Origin of the sequence: Marinibaculum pumilum (assembly GCF_042646425.1) — a bacterium.
Taxonomy (GTDB): domain Bacteria; phylum Pseudomonadota; class Alphaproteobacteria; order Ferrovibrionales; family Ferrovibrionaceae; genus Marinibaculum; species Marinibaculum pumilum.
Window position 1 is genome coordinate 134,856 of record NZ_JBHRTR010000037.1, and the last position, 19,021, is coordinate 153,876.

The window sequence follows — 19,021 nt, forward strand, 5'->3', positions numbered from 1 at the left end:
TCCCTCCGCCTGATCCGGGTCGGTCAGCTGGCCGACGCGGAAGCGGCCCTGCAATCCTTCCTGAAGGATTATCCGAAGGACGACCTGGCGGGGAACGCGCAATACTGGCTGGGCGAGACCTACTATGCGCGCAACGAGTACGAACAGGCCGCCGCCGCCTTCCTGGCCGGCTACCGGAACCATCCGAAAAGCCAGAAGGCACCCGACAACCTGCTGAAACTGGGCGTCTCCCTGGTGGCGATGGGGCAGAAGGCGGAGGCCTGCCCGGTCTTCAGCAACCTCCTGTCGGAATTTCCCAACGCGCCGCGGCTGATTCTGGACCGGGCCCGGAGCGAGCAGCAGCGCGCGGGCTGCTAGCCGGCCGCGCCGGGCCGGACATGCCCAGCGCCTTCTCCACGACACCGCCGCCTGCCGCCATGCGGGCGCAACCCGAAGCCGGGCTCGCCGCCCGGTTCGCGGCGGCGCTGCGCCGCATCGGCCTGCCCGATGGTCCGCTGCCCGACGGACTGTTGCTGCTTGCCGTCTCCGGCGGCGGCGACAGCATTGCGCTGCTGCACCTGATGCACGGCCGTCCGGAATTGCGGCATCGCCTGGCGGTGGCAACGGTGGACCACGGCCTCCGGCCGGAAGCGGCCGCCGAGGCGGCGCAGGTCGGCCGCTGGGCGGCGGCGCTTGGCCTGTCCCACCAGGTCCTGAAAGGACGGCCGGGCGACCTGCCGGCCGGCGGATTGCAGGCCGCGGCCCGTGCCCTGCGCTACCGGCTGCTGGACGAGGCGGCATCGTCCGCGGGCGCGGCAGCGATTCTGCTTGCGCATAATGCGGACGACCAGGCGGAAACCGTGGAGATGCGCCTGCAGCGCGGCACCGGCCATGACGGCCTGGGCGGCATGGCACCCGTGGTCCGCCGACATGACCTGCCGGGCCGCCCGCTGCTGCTGCGGCCGCTGCTGGGCTTCGGCCGGGCGGAGCTTCGCCACTGGCTTCGCCGGCAGGCCTTGCCCTGGCTGGAGGATCCCAGCAACGGCGACCCTCGGTTCGAGCGCATCCGGGTGCGGCGGACGCTGGACGGTGACGGCCGGCGGGAACGGCTGGTCGCGGCGGCTGAAGCGGCCCGCCGGCGGGCGCGGGAGCGCGGACAGGCGGCCGACGCCCTGCTGCGGCGCGCACTCGTCCTGTCGCCGCACGGGGACGACCGGCTGTCGCTGGCGCCGCTCGCCGCAGCCGGCGACGACATGGCATGCCATCTGCTGCGCGGACTGCTTTCCAGCGGCGGAACGGCCCCCGCACATGACGCCGTCGCCCGCCTCTGGCGTGGCCTGTCCGGCGGCACTCCCGCCGTCACCCTGGCCGGCTGTCTGTTCCACAGGCTCGCTGGCGGGCGCTATCTGCTGCTGCGCGAGCGCCGGCAGCCGCTTCCGGAACTGCCGATCACACCGGGCCTGGCGACCGGCTGGGGCGACCGGTTCCGGCTGCACGTGCCTGACCGCTGGCTGCCGCCGCCGGCGGCGGACGGCGCGGTGCCGGTCTTGCGGGAGTTCGGTGCGATGAGCCCGGCCCGTGCGGCGCGGCTGCTCTGCGGTGCGGGCCCCGCCGCCGCCGCTTTGCGCGACCTGCTGCAGGCGCTCCCGGCGCCGGCCCGTCCCGGTCTGCCGGCCATCTATCGCGGCAGCCGGCTTGCCGGCCTGCCGACCCTGCCGCATGCGGCAGGGTCGGTGGCGGGGCTGTCCGCGGCGGATATCGGGCTGTCGCGCGCGGCGGTGAACCCCTTCCGGCCCTGGCATTGGGAAACCTTGGCGGCGGCCCTGACGCCGGATCAGGGAGTCGCATGCCCTGCGGTCCGCGAAACGGTACATCCACCTTGATAGATGCGGTGCCGCTCTCGCTTGTTCGCGACCCCAGGCAGCCCTATCTAGAATGATGCCAATCGAGGCGGCGGTCGGGTCGGGCGGTCGCGGAGGCCCGGCCTGGGTGTCCGCCTGCCGTCGCGGCACCATGCCGCTTGGCATGGCGCCCCTGCCCGTCGCAGAATGGACCGCAAGCAGATGGTCCCGCCTGGGCGGCAGGCAGGGCAGCGCCGTTCATCGGCGGTATCAGGTTTCGGCTGGGCGGCCCGACCGGGCGCGGGCGCTTGCCGGGACGGGGATCGGTTCCCGGAACAGGGATCAGGTCCCGGAATAGGGATCAGTTCCCAGAATAGGGATAAGTTCATTGGGAAATCTGGGCAAGAACCTCGCGCTTTGGGTGATCATCGGATTGCTCGTCGTTGCGCTGTTCAATCTCTTCAGCAACACCTCCACCCGGACGGCGGGCAAGGAGGTTCCCTATTCCACCTTCGTTTCCAGCGTGGAATCCGGGCAGGTGAAGGATGTGACGATCAGCGGAGAGAACATCTCCGGCGTCTACACCAATGGTGATACCTTCACGACCTACGCCCCCAACGATCCGCAGCTGGTGGAGCGGCTGACCAACAAGGGCGTGACGGTCCGCGCCAAGCCGCAGGAAGAGGCCAGCCCGCTCCTCAACATCTTCATCTCCTGGTTCCCGATCCTGCTGCTGATCGCGGTCTGGATCTTCTTCATGCGCCAGATGCAGGGCGGCGGCGGCAAGGCGATGGGCTTCGGCAAGTCCAAGGCGCGCCTGCTGACCGAGCGCCAGGGCCGCGTCACCTTCGAGGATGTCGCCGGCATCGAGGAGGCGAAGCAGGAGCTGCAGGAGGTGGTGGAGTTCCTGCGCGATCCGCAGAAGTTCCAGCGCCTGGGCGGCAAGATCCCGAAGGGCTGCCTGCTGGTCGGCCCGCCCGGCACCGGTAAGACCCTGCTGGCCCGCGCGATTGCGGGTGAGGCGAACGTGCCGTTCTTCACGATCTCCGGCTCCGACTTCGTCGAGATGTTCGTGGGCGTCGGCGCCAGCCGCGTGCGCGACATGTTCGAGCAGGGCAAGAAGAACGCCCCCTGCATCATCTTCATCGACGAGATCGACGCCGTCGGCCGCCATCGCGGTGCCGGCCTGGGCGGTGGCAATGACGAGCGCGAGCAGACCCTGAACCAGCTTCTGGTGGAGATGGACGGCTTCGAGGCGAACGAGGGCGTGATCCTGATCGCCGCCACCAACCGCCCGGACGTCCTGGACCCGGCGCTGCTGCGGCCCGGCCGCTTCGACCGCCAGGTCGTGGTGCCGAACCCGGACGTGAAGGGTCGCGAGCAGATCATCAAGGTGCATATGCGCAAGGTGCCGACGGCGCCGGACGTGGATGCCAAGGTCCTGGCCCGCGGCACGCCGGGTTTCTCCGGCGCCGACCTGGCCAACCTGGTGAACGAAGCGGCGCTGCTGGCCGCCCGCAACAACAAGCGGGTGGTGACCATGGCGGAGTTCGAGGCCGCCAAGGACAAGGTGCTGATGGGTGCCGAGCGGCGCTCCATGGTGATGTCGGAGGAAGAGCGCGAGCGCACCGCCTATCACGAGGCCGGTCATGCGCTGGTCGGCCTGTTCTCGCCCAAGCACGACCCGCTGCACAAGGTGACGATCATTCCGCGCGGCCGCGCGCTGGGTGTCACCATGTCGCTGCCGGAGCGCGACCAGCTTGGTTTCACCAAGCTGCAGCTGGAGAGCCGGATCGCGATGGCCTATGGCGGCCGGGTGGCGGAGGAACTGATCTTCGGCCTGGACGAGGTCTCCAACGGTGCCGCACAGGACATCTCCATGGCCACCAAGATGGCGCGGAAGATGGTCACCGAGTGGGGCATGTCCGACAAGCTCGGCCCGCTGCAGTACAGCGACAACGAGGAGGAGGTCTTCCTGGGCCATGCCGTGACCCAGCGCAAGAACGTCTCCGATGCCACCGCCCACGTGATCGACGAGGAGATCCGCCGCCTTGTCACCGAGGGCGAGCAGAAGGCGCGTCACATCCTGGACGAGCATCTGGACGGCCTGCACACGGTCGCCAAGGCGCTGCTGGAATACGAGACCCTGTCCGGCGAGGAGGTGAAGGCGCTGCTGCGGGGCGAGAAGATCTACCGGCCGGAAGAGCCGGTGGACATCAATTCCGACACCCAGAGCCGCGGCCAGCGGTCCGCCGTGCCGCCTACCGCGCGCGGCCGCCGCAACGACCCGCCGGCCGAAGGGGCGGGCGGGCCGACGCCGGAACCGCAGCCCGGGACCTGACCGGGTCCGCCCCGGTCGCATCGCTCTTGTCCGGAAGGCCGGACGGTGGACGGGCGGCGGATATCGCCGCCCGTTTGCATTCCCGCACCATCGGGGCACCGCCCCTGGTGATGGGGATCCTGAACGTCACCCCCGACAGTTTCGCCGATGGCGGGCGGCATGATGCGCCGCAGCAGGCCATTGCCCATGGCCTGCGCCTGGCGGCGGAGGGCGCCGACATCGTCGATGTCGGCGGGGAATCGACCCGTCCCGGCGCGGCAGAGGTGCCGCCGGCGGAGGAGGCCGCGCGGGTCGTGCCGGTGATCCGCGCCCTGGCGGCGGAAGGGGTCTGCGTGTCGGTCGACACACGGCGTGCCGCGGTGATGGAACAGGCCGCCGCGGCCGGGGCCGCCATCCTGAACGATGTCAGCGGCCTGTCGTTCGATCCGGCGGCGATGGCGGTGGCGGCCGGCTTCCCGGGGCCGGTCGTCCTGATGCACATGCGCGGCACGCCGGCGGACATGGTGCGGCGCACCGACTATCCGGACGGTGTGGTGCCGGCGGTCTGCGACTGGGCGCGGGAACGGCTCGCGGCCTGCGAGGCGGCCGGCATCGGTCGCGAGCGGATCGTGCTCGACCCGGGCATCGGCTTTGCAAAGACCTGGGCGCAGAGCCTTGAACTGCTGGCGGCCCTGCCGCGTCTCGCGGCGCTGGGCCGGCCGCTGCTGGTCGGCGCGTCGCGCAAGTCCTTCATCGGCCATCTGGCCGATGCCCCGACGCCGGACGCGCGGCTGCCGGGATCGCTGGCGGCCGCACTCTGGGCGGCCACGGCCGGGGCGGATATCCTGCGGGTCCATGACGTGGCGGCGACCCGCCAGGCGCTGGCCGTCTGGCAGGGCATATCGGGGGCTGCGGTGCGGCAGGGCGTGGACGACGGCGACGGCAAGGGCAAGGGAGACTGAACCATGGCGGGCAAACTGTTCGGGACCGACGGCGTCCGCGGCCTGGCCAATGCGGAGCCGATGACCCCGCACACGGCGCTGCGCCTGGGCATGGCGGCGGGCCGGCATTTCCGCCGCGGCGACTATCGGCACCGGGTCCTGATCGGCAAGGACACCCGCCTGTCGGGCTACATGATCGAGCCGGCGCTGACCGCGGGCTTCGTTTCCGTCGGTCTGGACGCGATCCTGCTGGGTCCGATGCCGACGCCGGCGGTGGCGATGCTGACCCGCTCCATGCGCGCGGATCTGGGGGTGATGATCTCCGCCTCCCACAACCCGTTCCACGACAATGGCATCAAGCTGTTCGGCCCCGACGGCTATAAACTGTCGGATGCGGTCGAGGCGCAGATCGCCGCCGACATGGATGAGGTGCTGCAGGTCGGCGAGCGGCCGACCGGCGCCGAGCTCGGCCGCGCGCAGCGGCTGGAGGATGCGCGCGGCCGCTATATCGAGTTCGTGAAGCAGACCCTGCCGCGCGGCTTCCGCCTGGACGGCCTGCGGGTGGTTCTGGACTGCGCCAACGGCGCCGCCTACCGGGTTGCGCCGACGGTGCTCTTCGAGCTGGGGGCGGAGGTGATCCCGCTGGGGGTCGAGCCGAATGGCCTGAACATCAACGACAATTGCGGCTCCACCCGGCCGGAGCGGATGCAGGAGGAGGTGGTCGCCTCCGGCGCCGACCTGGGCATCGCCCTCGACGGCGATGCCGACCGCCTGGTCCTGGCCGACGAGAAGGGGCGGCTGGTCGACGGCGACCAGCTGATCGCCGCAATCACCCGGATCTGGCATGCGCAGGGGCGGCTGGCCGGCCCGGTTGTCGCGACGGTGATGTCCAACCTGGGGCTGGAGCGGTTCGTGCGCGGCCTGGGCCTGGATTTCCAGCGCACCAGTGTCGGCGACCGCTACGTCCTGGAGCGGATGCGCGAGAGCGGCGCCAATCTGGGCGGCGAGCAGTCGGGCCATATCATCCTGTCCGACTATGCCACCACCGGCGATGGGCTGATCGCGGCGCTGCAGGTGATGGCCCTGATCGCGGAGGCCGACCAGCCGGCGAGCGCCGTCTGCCACCAGTTCGATGCACTGCCCCAGATCACCCGCAGCGTGCGGCTGAACGGCGGCAAGCCGCTGGAGCAGGACGCGGTCAAGGCGGAGATCGCCGCCGCGCAGGACCGGCTCGGCCCGGACGGCCAGCTGCTGATCCGCCCCTCCGGCACCGAACCCGTGATCCGCATCATGGCCCAGGGCGAGGATGCGCAGGCGGTCGAAGCCGTCGTCGCCGGCCTGGCCGACGCCATTGCCGCCGCGGCCTGACCGATGAAGGGGCGGGTTCTCATCGCCGCGGGGTCGGATTCCGGCGGCGGCGCCGGCATCCAGGCCGATATCAAGGCGGTGACGGCGCTCGGCGGCTTCGCGATGACCGCGATCACCGCCCTCACGGCGCAGAACACGGAAGGTGTGCACGGCATCCACGAGGTGGATCCCGGTTTCGTCCGCCGGCAGATGCAGGTCGTGCTGCAGGATCTCGGTGCCGATGCCGTGAAGACGGGCATGCTGCACCGGCGTGCCGTCGTCGAAGCGGTGGCGGACGCGCTGGCGGCCGATGCGCCCGGCGTGCCCCTGGTGGTCGACCCGGTGATGGTGGCGAAGGGCGGCGCGCGGCTGCTGGACGAGGATACGGTCGCCGTCCTGCAGGAGCGGCTGCTGCCTCTGGCCAGCCTGCTGACCCCCAACGCGCCGGAGGCGGAGGTGCTGGCCGGGATGAAGGTTGCCGATGCGGAGTCGCAGGCGGTGGCGGCGCGGCGGCTTCTGGCGCTCGGCCCGGCCGCGGTGCTGGTCAAGGGCGGGCATCTGCCCGGCCCGGTCGTCCGCGATTGCCTGGCCGATGCCGGCGGGATCCACTGGTTCGAGGATGTGCGGCTGGATACCCGGTCCACCCATGGCACCGGCTGCACCATGGCCTCGGCGATCGCGACCGGCCTGGGACAGGGGCTGGACCTGGCGGCCGCGGTGCGACGGGCGCGTATCTATGTGCAGCGCGCGATCGCCACCGCACCCGGCTTCGGCCGCGGACATGGCCCGCTGAACCATGGCCATACCGTCCGGCCGATGGACGGGGCGGCCTGACCGCGCCCGCCGGCCGGGCGCCGCTGCTCAGATCACCCTTTCGGCGCTGGGGCGTGCCCGCCGCAGCAGATAGGCCAGCTGCTCCACCGCCGCGACCAGGTCGTTCAGGTCGCTGAGGGCCGTGACGTTCAGGCGGACACCCGGGCGCGCTTCGTCGGGCCGCAGGCGGAAGGCATCCAGGCCGGCCAGGCGGATCCCGGCCTCACGCGTGGCCCGCACGAAATCGGCCTCGCTCCAGCCGGCAGGCAGCATCAGCAGGAGGTGCAGCGCCTCCGGGTCGCCCGCCACCTCCAGTCCCGACAGCGCCGCCCGTGCCAGACGCTGTCGCTGCGCGATGTCCCGGCGGAGGGCCGGCAGGCTGGCTTCCGCAAACTGTTCCGTCCAGATCCGGCCCAGCTCGGCGTTCAGCGGCGAGGTATTCAGGGTCAGGCCGCTCAGCCGGTCCGACAGCCGGTCCGCCAGCCAGGTCGGCGCCACCGCCCAGCCCAGGCGCAGCGCCGGTGCCAGGCATTTCGACAGGCTTCCGGCATAGATCACCCGGTCGGCCGCCAGTGCGGCCAGGGCCGGCGGGCGCTGCAGCGGCAGGTCGCCATAGACATCGTCCTCGATCACCACCAGGTCGTGCTCCTCGGCGCAGGCGGCGATCTCCGCCCGGCGCCGGGCATCCATGCTGACGGTTGTCGGGTTCTGCAGGGTCGGGGTGACGGCCACGACGCGGGCGCCGGTTTCCCGCGCCGCCGCGGCCAGCGCGTCGGCACGCATGCCGTTCTCGTCCATCGCGACCCCGTGCAGGCGCACGTTCGCCAGTGCCGCGACGTCGCGCAGGCCGGCATAGGCCGGATCCTCGCAAAGCAGGATGCCGCCCGGCGGCAGCAGCGACTGGATGGAGAGGCCCAGCGCCTGCTGCGTGCCGGCGGTGAGGATCACCTGGTCCGGAGCGGCGCGGACGCCATGGCGGCCGACCCAGCGGGACACGGCCGCGCGATGGGCGGGAAAGCCGGCGGCTGGCGGGTAGCCGAGGAGATGGGGCAGATCGGGCGATGCGCCGATTTCCGCCATCGCGCGTCCCAGCAGATCTCGGGCGAGATCGACATTCGGCAGGTTGCAGGACAGATCGACCGTGCTGTCCATGTCGGCTGCATGGCGGATCGCGGCGATGCCGGCGCCGCGCCGCAGTTCCGGCCGCGGCGGCGGGCCGTCGGCCGCGGCCGGTGTCGGGGCGCCGCGCCCGTCACGGCGGACGAAGGTGCCGCGGCCGACCTCTCCCGCGATCAGGCCCTGCTGCTCGGCTGCGGCATAGGCACGGCTGACGGTGCCGACGGTGCAGCCCAGGCGGTAGGCAAGGTCCCGGTGGGTTGGCAGGCGGCTGCCCGGGGGCAGCTCGCCGGTCGCGACGGCGTCGGCGATGGCGTGGGCGATGGCGGCATAGCGCGGGCCGTCGCGGTCGCGGAGGTCCGGGGTCCAAATTGTCATGGTGTCAATAAAGTCATTGACCCCTTTTTGTGTCAATGCAATTTTCGCGCGTCCACTCAGCAAGCCGAGATTGTCACATTCTGAAGGAGACAATCATGGGTCATCACGCGCAAGAGCAGAACATCGTCTGGCTTCCGTCCACCGACGGCATCGTCCAGATGGGCAAACGCACTGTAGGCGTGCGCGCGGGTGACATGATGCGCCGTGTGGCGCTCTCGGCCCTCCGCCTGCCATGGACGACCTGGCGGGCGTACCGCACCTGGTACCGGTGCAGGCAGGCCCTGCACGACCTGCGGCAGGCCGACCCGCGCCTGCTGCGGGACATCGGCCTGGACCAGGCGGACCTCTGGCACGCGGTGCGCCATGGCCGGGTCGACCGGCCGGACGCTCCCGGCAACTGGCAGAGACGGCCGTAGGCGCCCCGGCGCCGCGGTCCTGACATAGCAAGACAATCCCGGCCTTTCCGACGCGGAAGTGGACGAAATCGGCGGGCGGGCGCTTCGGCACCCGCCCGCCACCGCGTTGCATTCCACCAAGGTCATCAGGACAGCCTCACGCCCGCGACGGCGGATTCGCGTAGACTGGCATCACCTGGAAGGCCGGCCCGGCACGGATGGCACCGGACGGGGCGGTATCCGGACGGGGCGGTGCGGGGAGACAGGCATGGCGGGTACGGGTGATGCCGGCGGGGCGATGGACACCCGCATCCTGGCGGAGCAGCTGCGCTTCTTCTGCCACCAGACGCAGCAATCGGTCGTCGGGCACGGTTTCGTGGCGATCGCCGCCACGGCGCTGCTCCTGACCCAGCCGGTCGACCGCACCCTGCTGTTCGCCTGGGCGGCGGCGGCGGTGCTGCTGGCCCTCGTCCGCTTTCTCGTCTACCGGCGCTTCCCGACGGCGATCGAGAACCGCAGCCAGGCGCTGGCATGGGGCCGGCGCTTCCGGCTTCTTTCCGGCCTTTCGGGCGGCATGTTCGGCTGCCTTGCGGTGCTGTTCATCGAGCCCGGCAGCTTCGAGATCACCGCCTGGATCCTGCTCGTCCTGTGCGGCGTCTCCGGTGCCGCGATGGGTGCCTACGCGACCTATTCCCCGGCCTATGGGGTCTATCTGGCCGCAGCGCTGGGGCCGCTGGTGGTGGTGCTGCTGACCCTGGCGCGCCTGGACATGGCGGTGGTCGCCGTCCTGGCGGCCGGCTTCGGCATCTACCTGCATATCTTCTCGCGGCGGCTGGAGGCGGCGATCCGCGACCAGTTCGAGAGCCGGCTGGAGAACAGCGACCTCGCCAACCGGCTCGCCCGCCAGGGCGAGGTCCTGCGGTCGGTCGTGGAATCGATCCCCAACGCCATTGCCGTCGTCGACCCGGAGGGGCGGCTGCATGACCATAACGAGCGATTCCGACGCCTGTTCGACCTGCCCGACGACCTGCTGCGGCAGACGCCGCTGACCAGCCGCGCCTTCAACGCCTTCCGTCAGGAACGCGGCGATTTCGAGCATGTGCCGCCGGCGGAACTGCAGAAGCAGCAGGAGCGCTGGAAGCGGCTGGAGGGCAGCGGCGCGGCGTTCGGCTATGAACGGGTCCTGCGCGACGGCCGGGTCCTGCGGGTGGAAAACAACCCGATGCCGGGTGGCGGCTGGGTCCGTTCCTGGATCGACATCTCGGAGGCGCGCCGGATCGAGGCGGAAACCGCGCGCCAGAGCGAATTGCTGCGACTGGTCCTGGACAGCATCGACCAGGGCGTGATCATGCGCGACCGGCAGGACAACATCCTGGTCTACAACGACCGCCTGGCGGAGATCCTGAATGTTCCGGTCGCCCTCTATGCCCGGAATGCCGGCTCCGCGGAACTGGAGGCTATCCACCGCGGCCAGCAGGTGCACCAGCCGGCGGAGGTCCGCGAATGGCTGGCCCGGCGGCTGGCCGGCGAACCGGTGCAGCGGCTGGAATACCAGCGCCGGTCGCCCGACGGCGGCTGGGTTCATGTCGTCTTCCAGCCCCTGCCCGAGGGGCGGGAGATGCGGACCTTCACCGACGTCACGGCAATGAAGGCCGCGGAAGAGGAACTGACCGAGAAGACGCGCTTCCTGGAGACCGTCCTCGCCGCAATGGAGCAGGGTGTCCTGGTCACCGACCGGGAGGGCCGGATCAGGCTGTGGAACGATCGCGCCTGCGAGATCCTGGGCATTCCGGCGGACGTGCTGGCGCGGCGGCCGACGGCGGAAGAGCTGGGCAGGGCGCAGCGCGCACGCGGCGATCTTGATCCCGCCGACACTGCGGTCGCCGACTACGTGGCGCGCTGGCAGGCCTGGCTGGAGGCGCCGGAGGAGCGGGAGATCTTCACCCACGAGCGCCTGCTGCCGGACGGGCGCTGGATGCTGGTCTATGGCCGCAAGCTGCCGGACGGCGGCACCGTGCGGACCTTCACCGACATCACCGCGCGCAAGGGCGACGAGGCGGCGCTGCTGGAGGCGAAGGACGAGGCGGAGCAGGCGCGGGAGAGCCTGCGGGCGGCGATGGACGCGATGCCGGCCGGGATCGTGATCCACGACGCGGAGATGAACTACCAGACCTGGAACGAGGCCTACAAGCAGCTCGCCAATCTCAGCGAGGCGGAGCTGCGCCAGCTGCGCAGTTTCGACAATGTGGCGGAGGCCAAGCGTGGCGAGATCCAGGCCAGCCAGACCATCCCCTACGAGACCTATATCGCCCGCCGCCGCGAACTGCTGGCCAGCCGCAGGCCCGGGGTGACGACCGAATACTGGGCGAGCGCCGGGCGCCATATCGAGCTGCGGGTCAACCCGATCCCCGACGGCGGCTGGGTCAGCGTCTATCTGGACATGACCAGCCGCATCGAGGCGGAGCGCGAAATCGCGGAAAAGGCCCGTGCGGTGGAGGCAGCGCGCGACGCTGCGGAGGCCACGCGGGAGCGCATGCGGGCGATCCTGCAGACCATTCCCGTGGGCGTGCTGGTCTACGACCCGCGGCAGCGGATCGAGTTCTGGAACGACGCCTATCTGGCGATCTGCGGCTTCCCGGTGGCGGTGCTGGAGGAGAAACCCAGCTTCGAGGATTATTCGCGGTACATCTTCGAGGCACATGAGCGCGGCCGCGACATGACGCTGGAGCAGTTCATGGCGTACCGCCACCGGGTCTATGGCTCCGATGCGAAATACCTGGCCGAGTTCCGCTTCGACATGACCGGCCTGGACGTGCAGTACTCGGTCTCCTCCCTGCCGGACGGGGGGCGGGTCAACGTCATCGTCGACATCACCGACCAGAAGCAGGCGGAGCGGACCGCGCTGGAGGCGCGCGACGCGGCGGAGGAGGCGACCCGCGCGAAGTCCGCCTTCCTGGCCGCGATGAGCCACGAGATCCGGACGCCGATGAACGGCGTGATCGGCATGGCGGAAGTGCTGCAGCAGTCCGGACTGAGCGAGGACCAGCGCGCCATCGCCGGCACCATCCGGGAATCCGGCCAGGTGCTGCTGCGGATCATCGACGACATCCTCGACTTCTCGAAGATCGAGGCGGAGCGGATGGAGCTGGAAGCGGAGACGGTGGACATCCGCGCGGTCTCGGAATCGGTCCTCGACACCGTGCTGCCGCTGGCCGATGCGCGGGACCTCGACCTTGCGCTGCAGATCGACGCCACCGCGCCGGAGGTGGTGATCGGCGATCCCGTGCGGCTGCGCCAGATCCTGCTCAACCTGGTCAGCAATGCGGTGAAGTTCACCGAGACCGGCGCCGTGGTGGTGCGGGCCTCCGCCGCGCCTGATCCGGGATTCCCGTCGGGCGTGCGGCTGCGCTTCGAGGTAACGGATACCGGCATCGGCATCGACGAGACGCATATCGCCCAGCTGTTCCAGCCGTTCCGCCAGGCCGAGGCATCGACCACCCGCCGGTTCGGCGGCACCGGCCTGGGCCTGTCGATCTGCGAACGGCTGGTGCGGCTGATGGGCGGCGAGATCGGCGTGCGCAGCCGCCCGGGCGAGGGGGCGACCTTCTGGTTCGAGATCCCGGCTGAGCCCTCGGTCCTGGCGACGGAGCCGGAAGGGCCGCCCGTCGACCTGTCGGGCCTGTCCGTCCTGCTGCACCACCGCCCCGGGCCGCTGGCGAAGCAGATCGCGGCCGTGCTGCGCGGGGCAGGCATGACGGTGACCCTCGCCGAAAACGGCGTCCCGGCGGGGACGGGCGCGGTGCAGGGCGGCGTCTTCGACATCGTCATGGCCGACGGCCGGCTGGGTGTCGAGGCGCTGGCAGCCCTGCAGCCGCCGGTCGCGGTCGGTGCGGACGAGCCGCATCTGCGGGCGCTGTGGGTGCGGAACGGGCGTGAGGTCAGGATGCAGCCGATCCCGGTCACCCATCCGTTCCGGCGCCACGCAGTGCTGCGTGCCGCCGGCGCGGCGGTCGGGCGGATCAGCCCGGAAACGCCCAGCGTCGCCGACCCGGTCGCGGCGCTGCCGGCCCGGACGCCGCCCACGAAGGCGGTCGCCGCGGCGGCGGGCCGCCTGATCCTGGTGGTGGAGGACAATGCCACAAACCGCATGGTGGTCGAGCGCCAGCTGGGCATCCTGGGCTATGCGGTGGAGACGGCGACCGATGGCCGCGAGGCGATGGCCCAATGGCAGCCGGGCCGCTTCGGCCTGGTCCTGACCGACTGCCACATGCCGAACATGGACGGCTACCAGCTGGCCGGCGCCATCCGTACGGCGGAGGCGGAGGCCGGCGGGCATGTTCCGATCGTCGCGCTGACGGCGAACGCCCTGGTCGGCGAGGCGGAGCGCTGCATCGCCGCGGGGATGGACGACTATCTGGCGAAACCGGTCACCCTGAGCGTGATGAGCGCCATGCTGAGCCGCTGGCTCGGTGGTGCGGGGAAGCCGCCGGCCGCCGCCGCCGGCGCCGCGCCGCACCCGGCACGGCCGGAGGATGGCGAGGTGCCGATCGACATGGCGCAGATGGTCGAGATCCTGGGTACAGACGATCCCGAGACCGTGGGGATGCTGCTGTCGATGTTCCGCGACTCCCTGCGCAGCCTGCAGCCGCGCATGGCGGCGGCGATCGACGGCCGCGACGCCGGCGCCCTGCGCGAGGCGGCGCATGCCGCCAAGGGGGCCGCGGCCAATGCCAGCGCGACCGCCCTGCAGGTAGCGCTGGCCGACCTGGAGGCGGCCGCGGCGGAGGAGGACTGGGACGCGGTCGCGGCCGCCTGGCAGGCCGTCGGCCGCCGCGCGGAGCGGGTCGAGGCGCATATCTCGGCGAACGGGCTGTCATCGTGACCGGTGCCGGTCCACAATGGGGGTGCGGGTTCGGGCCCACGAAAAGACCGGAGTGAGACGATCTTGCCGCGTGGACGCGATTTCCACAGGATCCAGGTCCTCGTCGTCGACGACGAACCGACCCAGCGCTTCGCCGTCACGGTGATGTGCCGCGGCCTCGGCCTGCCGGAAGCGATCGCCTGCGAGAACGGGCACCAGGCCCTGGCCAGCGTCGGTGCGCCGGGCAGCCGTGTGGACCTGGTGGTCTGCGACCTCGACATGCCGGAGATGGACGGCATGGAGTTCATCCGGCGGATCGCGGGCTTTGAGGATCCGCCGGCCCTGATGATCCTGTCCGGGCATCCGAGCGCGCTGCTGGACAGTGTCGAGCGGATGGGCCGCGCCTATGGCCTGCATATGGCCGGTAGCGTGCGCAAGCCGCTGACCCGCCACGGCCTGGAGACCTGCCTGCGCGGCCTGGCGCAGCAGCGGACGGAGGCGGAACCGGCCGTCGCTTCCGAGGCGGCGATGGTCGACGAACTGATCGACCGCGGGCGGTTCGAGCCCTATTTCCAGCCACAGCTCAGCCTGGCCAGCGGCCGGGTGCTGGGCGCGGAGGTGCTGGCCCGCCTGGTGGAGCCCGACGGCTCTCTGGTCCTGCCGCATGCCTTCCTCGCCCGCCTGGGCGAACGCGGCATGATGACCGGCTTCACCTTCGACATCATGGACAAGGCCCTGGCCATGCTGACCTCCTGGCGGGAGCGGCCGCCGGAGATCCGGGTCTCGGTCAACCTGTCGCCGACCCTGTTCGACGACCTGGACGTGATGGCGGACCTGATGGCGCGGGTCGACCGGGCCGGCCTGCCGCGCGACCGGATGGTGTTCGAGGTGGTCGAGACGGCCATCGCCAGCGACCAGATGATGCTGGCGGAGAGCGCGGCGCGGCTGCGGCTGCGCGGCTTCGGCCTGGCGATCGACGATTTCGGCCAGGGCCATGCCTCGCTGGACCAGCTTCGGCGCCTGCCTTTCGACGAACTGAAGATCGACCGCGCCTTCGTTGCCGATCTCGATTCCGACAGCGACAACCGCACCATCGTCGGGACCACGATCGCCATGGCGAAGGCGCTGGGCCTGAAGGTGGTGGCGGAAGGCGTGGAGACCGAGGGCGAGGTCCGCGTGCTGCGCGAACTGGGCTGCGAGGTGGCGCAGGGCTATCTGTTCGCGCCGGCGCTGCCCTTCGCGCAGTTCCTGCGCTTCCTGGACGACCGGCGGGTGCTGGCGGTCTGAGCGGTCCGCCGGCCGCTGCGGTCAGAGGCGCGCGATGGCGGCGATGGCCGCATCCACCTCCGCCTCGCTGTTGTAGACATGCAGGCCGGCGCGGGCGAAGCCGTCCACACCGCGGCCGTCCATGTCGAGGCGTGTGCTGCCGGCGCCCGACACGGTCAGCCGGACCCCCTCCCGCCCCAGCTGCGCGACCAGGTCCGTCGCCGCAAGGCGGTCGTGGGTGAAGGTGACGATGCCGCAGCGCTGCCGGCCCTTGTCGCGGACCGTGACGCCGGGCAGCGCGCCGAGGCCGTCCCGGAGCCGGGTGGCCAGGTCGCCGATGCGTGCCGCAATCCGGTCCGGCCCGATGTCCAGCGCATAGTCGATCGCCATCTTCAGGCCGAGGCGTCCCGCGACGTCGAACTCCCAGTTCTCGAAGCGGGTCGCGTCGCCGGCGATCTCGAAGCTGTCGGCGCCCGTCCAGCGCGCGGCATGCAGGTCCAGGAAGGGCGGCTCCAGCCGTTCGATCCAGTCCTCGCGGACATAGAGGAAGCCGGTGCCGCGCGGCCCGCGCAGGAACTTCCGCCCGGTCGCCGACAGCATGGTGCAGCCGATCGCCGCCACGTCCACCGGCATCTGGCCGACCGACTGGCAGGCGTCCAGCAGGAAGGGGATGCCGGCTTCACGCGCAATGGCGCCGACCGCCGCCGCCGGATTGACCAGCCCGCCATTGGTCGGCACGTGGGTGATGGCGATCAGCTTCACCCGGTCGTCGATCATCGCGCGCAGGGCCGCCGGGTCGAGGGCGCCGTCGGCATCGTCGGGGACAATCCGGATCTCCACCCCGCGGCGGCGCTGCATCTGCAGGAAGGCGATGAAGTTGGAGGCGTATTCCGCCACCGCCGTCAGCACCACGTCGCCCGGCCCCAGCGGCAGGGCATAGAAGGCCATGTCCCAGGCGCGGGTCGCATTCTCCACGAAGGCGATCTCGTGCGCCCGGGCGTTCAGCAGCCGGGCGGCGCTGCCATAGGCGGCGGCAAGCTCGTCCGCCACCTCGGCCTGCGCCTCGTAGCCGCCGATGCGCGCCTCCAGGTCCAGATGGGCCTTCACCCGGTCCACCACCGGGTTCGGCATCAGCGCCGCGCCACAGGCGTTCAGGTGGATGGCGCTCTCCGCCCCCGGTGTGTCGGCGCGCCAGGCCGCCGGACCGTCGATGGCCGCCGTCATGGCCGCTGGTCCAGCCCGCAATGCCGGCGCATCGCGGCGCAGAGCCGCTCGATATCCGCGTCGCTGACATGCAGGTGCGGGGTCACCCGGACGGAATCGCCGCGCACGCTGACATGGATGTTCTCCGCCACCAGCCGCTGCGGCAGGTCGTCGGGCAGCCCGCCGGGCAGGCGCACCCCCAGGAAATGGGGCGCCCGCATGCCGGCGCCGGCGACGACGGCGCCGGCGGCGCCGAGTTCCCCGGCGATCCGTGCGGTGGTCGCGCCGAGGCTCGCGGCGATGGCCGGCGGCGTCCATTCCAGAAGCTGTTCCAGTGCGGTCAGCGCCATCGGCATCAGCGCGAAATTCGACCGCTCCCCCATGTCGAAGCGGCGCGCGCCGGCGGCATAGGCGTCCGAATAGGTGGCAAGGCGGCGGAAATCCTCCGACCCTTCCCGTGCGATCCAGTTGTTCTCCAGCGGTTCGCCGTCCTGGCGCTCGGGTGCGACAAAAAGGAAGCCCAGGCTGTAGGGTCCCAGGAGCCATTTGTAGCTGGCGCAGACCATGAAGTCGGGGCGGATTTCCGCCACGTCCAGCGGCAGCGCGCCGAGCGACTGCGTCACGTCCAGCACCAGTGCCGCGCCCTGCCGGCGCAGGGCTGCGCCGATGGCGGCGAGGTCGAGCAGGGCGCCGTCGCTCCAATGGCAATGGGGCAGGGCGGCGATCGCCGTCTGCGGGCCGATCGCCTGCAGCAGCCCGGACGTGAAGCCGCCGTCATTGCCGCGTGCAATCGTCCGCACCGTCGCGCCGTCGCGCTCCGCCAGGACCTGCCAGGGATAGACGTTCGACGGGAACTGCTCGGCAATCACCAGGATCTCCTGGCCGGGGCCGACCGCCAGGTTCCGGGCCGCGGTCTCGATCCCGTAGGAGGCCGAGGGGACGATGGCCACATCCTCCGCCGTGGCGCCGATCAGCCGGGCGAAGGCGCTGCGTGCCTGTTCCGATTCCGTGAAGAAATCCGGCGGCGTCAGCTCCCATGGCCGGGACTTGCGCCCGACGCCGGCTTCTCCCGCCTGCCGGACGGCGGCAAGCGAAGGTGTCATGTAGGCGCAGTTGAAATACGCCACCTCGTCCGGGATCTCGAACAGCGACCTCTGACAGGGAAGAATCCCTGCATTGCCGCGACTTTCCGGCCGATCCGCCGCCATTTTTCCTCCTTCCACAACCGACGCCGCGCGCGCGGCAGAGGTGCCTCATTCTGGTTGTGCGCCGCAACATGGCCGTTGACAGCGCAGGGCCGGACCCTAATATCCGCCGCGGGCCACACCCCCCCAACGGGGTGCTACTTATCTGGAAGGATAAGCGATGATGAAGCCGGACGCGCGCCCTGCGCGCGCGCATTTCTCATCCGGACCGTGCGCCAAGCGCCCCGGATGGAGCCCCGACGTTCTGGCCGACGCGCTGGTCGGCCGCTCCCACCGATCCAAGGAAGGCAAGGCGAAGCTGAAGGCGGTGATCGACCGCCATCGCGCGCTGCTGGGCATTCCCGACGACTATCATGTCGGCATCGTGCCCGCCTCGGACACCGGTGCGGTGGAAATGGCCATGTGGACGATGCTCGGCGCCCGCGGCGTCGACATGCTGGCCTGGGAAAGCTTCGGCAGCGGCTGGGTGACCGACGTCCAGAAGCAGCTGAAGCTCGACGATGTCCGCCTGCTGGAGGCGCCCTACGGCGCCCTTCCCGACCTTTCCCAGGTGGACTGGAGCCGCGACGTGGTCTTCACCTGGAACGGCACCACCTCCGGTGTCCGGGTGCCCGACGGCGGCTGGATCGCCGCAGACCGCCAGGGCCTGTCGATCTGCGACGCGACCTCTGCCGTGTTCGCCATGGACCTGCCCTGGGACAAGCTCGACGTCACCACCTGGTCCTGGCAGAAGGTGCTGGGCGGCGAGGCGGCGCACGGCATGCTGGTGCTCAGCCCGCGCGCCGTCGAACGGCTGGAGAGCTATGTCCCGCCGCGGCCGCTGCCGAAGCTGTTCCGGATGACCAAGTCCGGCAAGCTGAACGACGGCATCTTCGTGGGCGAGACCATCAACACCCCCTCCATGCTCTGCGTCGAGGACGTGCTGGACGCGCTCGCCTGGGTGGAGCGCATCGGCGGCAAGGCGGAATGCATCCGCCGGTCGGAGGCCAACCTGGCCGTCGTCGCCGACTGGGTCGCTGCATCCGACTGGGCGGATTTCCTGGCGGCGGATCCGAAGATCCGCTCCTGCACCTCGATCTGCCTGTCGATCACCGATTCCTGGTTCGCCGGCCTGCCGGAGAAGGAGCAGGCTGCGACGGCCAAGGCGCTGACCGGCCTGCTGGAAAAGGAAGGCGTGGCGCTGGACATCGGTTCCTACCGCGACGCCCCGCCCGGCATCCGCATCTGGGGCGGCGCGACGGTGGAAACGGCAGATCTTTCCGCGCTGATGCCCTGGCTCGACTGGGCCTGGCAGCAGCTGCGCGAAGGCGACCGCGTCGTCGCCTGACGGCGCCGGTCCCGGATTTCCCTTTCGAC

The 19,021-nt window shown here is 70.9% G+C and carries 13 protein-coding genes; 10 read left to right on the plus strand and 3 right to left on the minus strand.

The features are described 5' to 3' along the window. The 6 genes from ybgF to thiD all read left to right on the plus strand — a co-directional run. The coding region (gene ybgF / locus ACFOGJ_RS23915; RefSeq protein ID WP_379905375.1) for a tol-pal system protein YbgF at nucleotides 1-357 on the plus strand (357 nt) is incomplete at its 5' end. A gap of 20 nt (nucleotides 358-377) precedes the next feature. Beyond that, the gene (gene tilS / locus ACFOGJ_RS23920; RefSeq protein ID WP_379905377.1) at nucleotides 378-1,862 is read left to right on the plus strand and encodes a tRNA lysidine(34) synthetase TilS; all 1,485 of its coding nucleotides are present in this window, start codon (nucleotides 378-380) and stop codon (nucleotides 1,860-1,862) included. A gap of 346 nt (nucleotides 1,863-2,208) precedes the next feature. After that, nucleotides 2,209-4,161, plus strand: a complete 1,953-nt coding sequence (ftsH, locus tag ACFOGJ_RS23925; RefSeq protein ID WP_379905379.1) for an ATP-dependent zinc metalloprotease FtsH — start codon at nucleotides 2,209-2,211, stop codon at nucleotides 4,159-4,161. Between the two features lie 74 nt (nucleotides 4,162-4,235). Then, complete coding sequence (folP, locus tag ACFOGJ_RS23930; protein WP_379905381.1) at nucleotides 4,236-5,102, plus strand: dihydropteroate synthase; 867 nt, start codon at nucleotides 4,236-4,238, stop codon at nucleotides 5,100-5,102. A gap of 3 nt (nucleotides 5,103-5,105) precedes the next feature. Continuing rightward, nucleotides 5,106-6,449 carry a phosphoglucosamine mutase gene (glmM, locus tag ACFOGJ_RS23935; RefSeq protein WP_379905383.1) on the plus strand — a complete coding sequence of 448 codons (1,344 nt, stop codon included), beginning with the start codon at nucleotides 5,106-5,108 and terminating at the stop codon, nucleotides 6,447-6,449. Between the two features lie 3 nt (nucleotides 6,450-6,452). Further along, nucleotides 6,453-7,262, plus strand: a complete 810-nt coding sequence (gene thiD / locus ACFOGJ_RS23940; protein WP_379905385.1) for a bifunctional hydroxymethylpyrimidine kinase/phosphomethylpyrimidine kinase — start codon at nucleotides 6,453-6,455, stop codon at nucleotides 7,260-7,262. A 27-nt stretch (nucleotides 7,263-7,289) separates the two neighbouring features. Here thiD and ACFOGJ_RS23945 read toward each other — a convergent pair whose 3' ends face one another. Then, nucleotides 7,290-8,735: an aminotransferase-like domain-containing protein gene (locus ACFOGJ_RS23945; RefSeq protein ID WP_379905387.1), complete on the minus strand. Its 1,446-nt coding sequence runs from the start codon at nucleotides 8,733-8,735 to the stop codon at nucleotides 7,290-7,292. Nucleotides 8,736-8,830: 95 nt separating this feature from the next. Here ACFOGJ_RS23945 and ACFOGJ_RS23950 point away from each other — a divergent pair, with 95 nt between their 5' ends. The 3 genes from ACFOGJ_RS23950 to ACFOGJ_RS23960 all read left to right on the plus strand — a co-directional run bounded on the left by ACFOGJ_RS23950 (nucleotide 8,831) and on the right by ACFOGJ_RS23960 (nucleotide 15,278). Next, nucleotides 8,831-9,151: a hypothetical protein gene (locus tag ACFOGJ_RS23950; protein WP_379905388.1), complete on the plus strand. Its 321-nt coding sequence runs from the start codon at nucleotides 8,831-8,833 to the stop codon at nucleotides 9,149-9,151. A 247-nt stretch (nucleotides 9,152-9,398) separates the two neighbouring features. After that, nucleotides 9,399-14,012 carry a PAS-domain containing protein gene (locus tag ACFOGJ_RS23955; RefSeq protein WP_379905390.1) on the plus strand — a complete coding sequence of 1,538 codons (4,614 nt, stop codon included), beginning with the start codon at nucleotides 9,399-9,401 and terminating at the stop codon, nucleotides 14,010-14,012. Nucleotides 14,013-14,075: 63 nt separating this feature from the next. After that, nucleotides 14,076-15,278, plus strand: coding sequence for an EAL domain-containing response regulator (locus ACFOGJ_RS23960; protein WP_379905392.1), 1,203 nt, complete (start codon nucleotides 14,076-14,078; stop codon nucleotides 15,276-15,278). Nucleotides 15,279-15,299: 21 nt separating this feature from the next. Here ACFOGJ_RS23960 and ACFOGJ_RS23965 read toward each other — a convergent pair whose 3' ends face one another. After that, nucleotides 15,300-16,481, minus strand: a complete 1,182-nt coding sequence (locus ACFOGJ_RS23965; protein ID WP_379905394.1) for an aminotransferase class V-fold PLP-dependent enzyme — start codon at nucleotides 16,479-16,481, stop codon at nucleotides 15,300-15,302. Then, nucleotides 16,478-17,668, minus strand: coding sequence for an aminotransferase class V-fold PLP-dependent enzyme (locus tag ACFOGJ_RS23970; protein ID WP_379905396.1), 1,191 nt, complete (start codon nucleotides 17,666-17,668; stop codon nucleotides 16,478-16,480). Before ACFOGJ_RS23970 ends, ACFOGJ_RS23965 begins: the two co-directional genes overlap by 4 nt. Before the next feature lie 160 nt (nucleotides 17,669-17,828). Here ACFOGJ_RS23970 and ACFOGJ_RS23975 point away from each other — a divergent pair, with 160 nt between their 5' ends. Then, on the plus strand, nucleotides 17,829-18,992 hold the full coding sequence (locus ACFOGJ_RS23975) for a phosphoserine transaminase (protein WP_379905414.1): 1,164 nt from the start codon (nucleotides 17,829-17,831) through the stop codon (nucleotides 18,990-18,992). The last annotated feature ends 29 nt before the right edge of the window (nucleotides 18,993-19,021 follow it).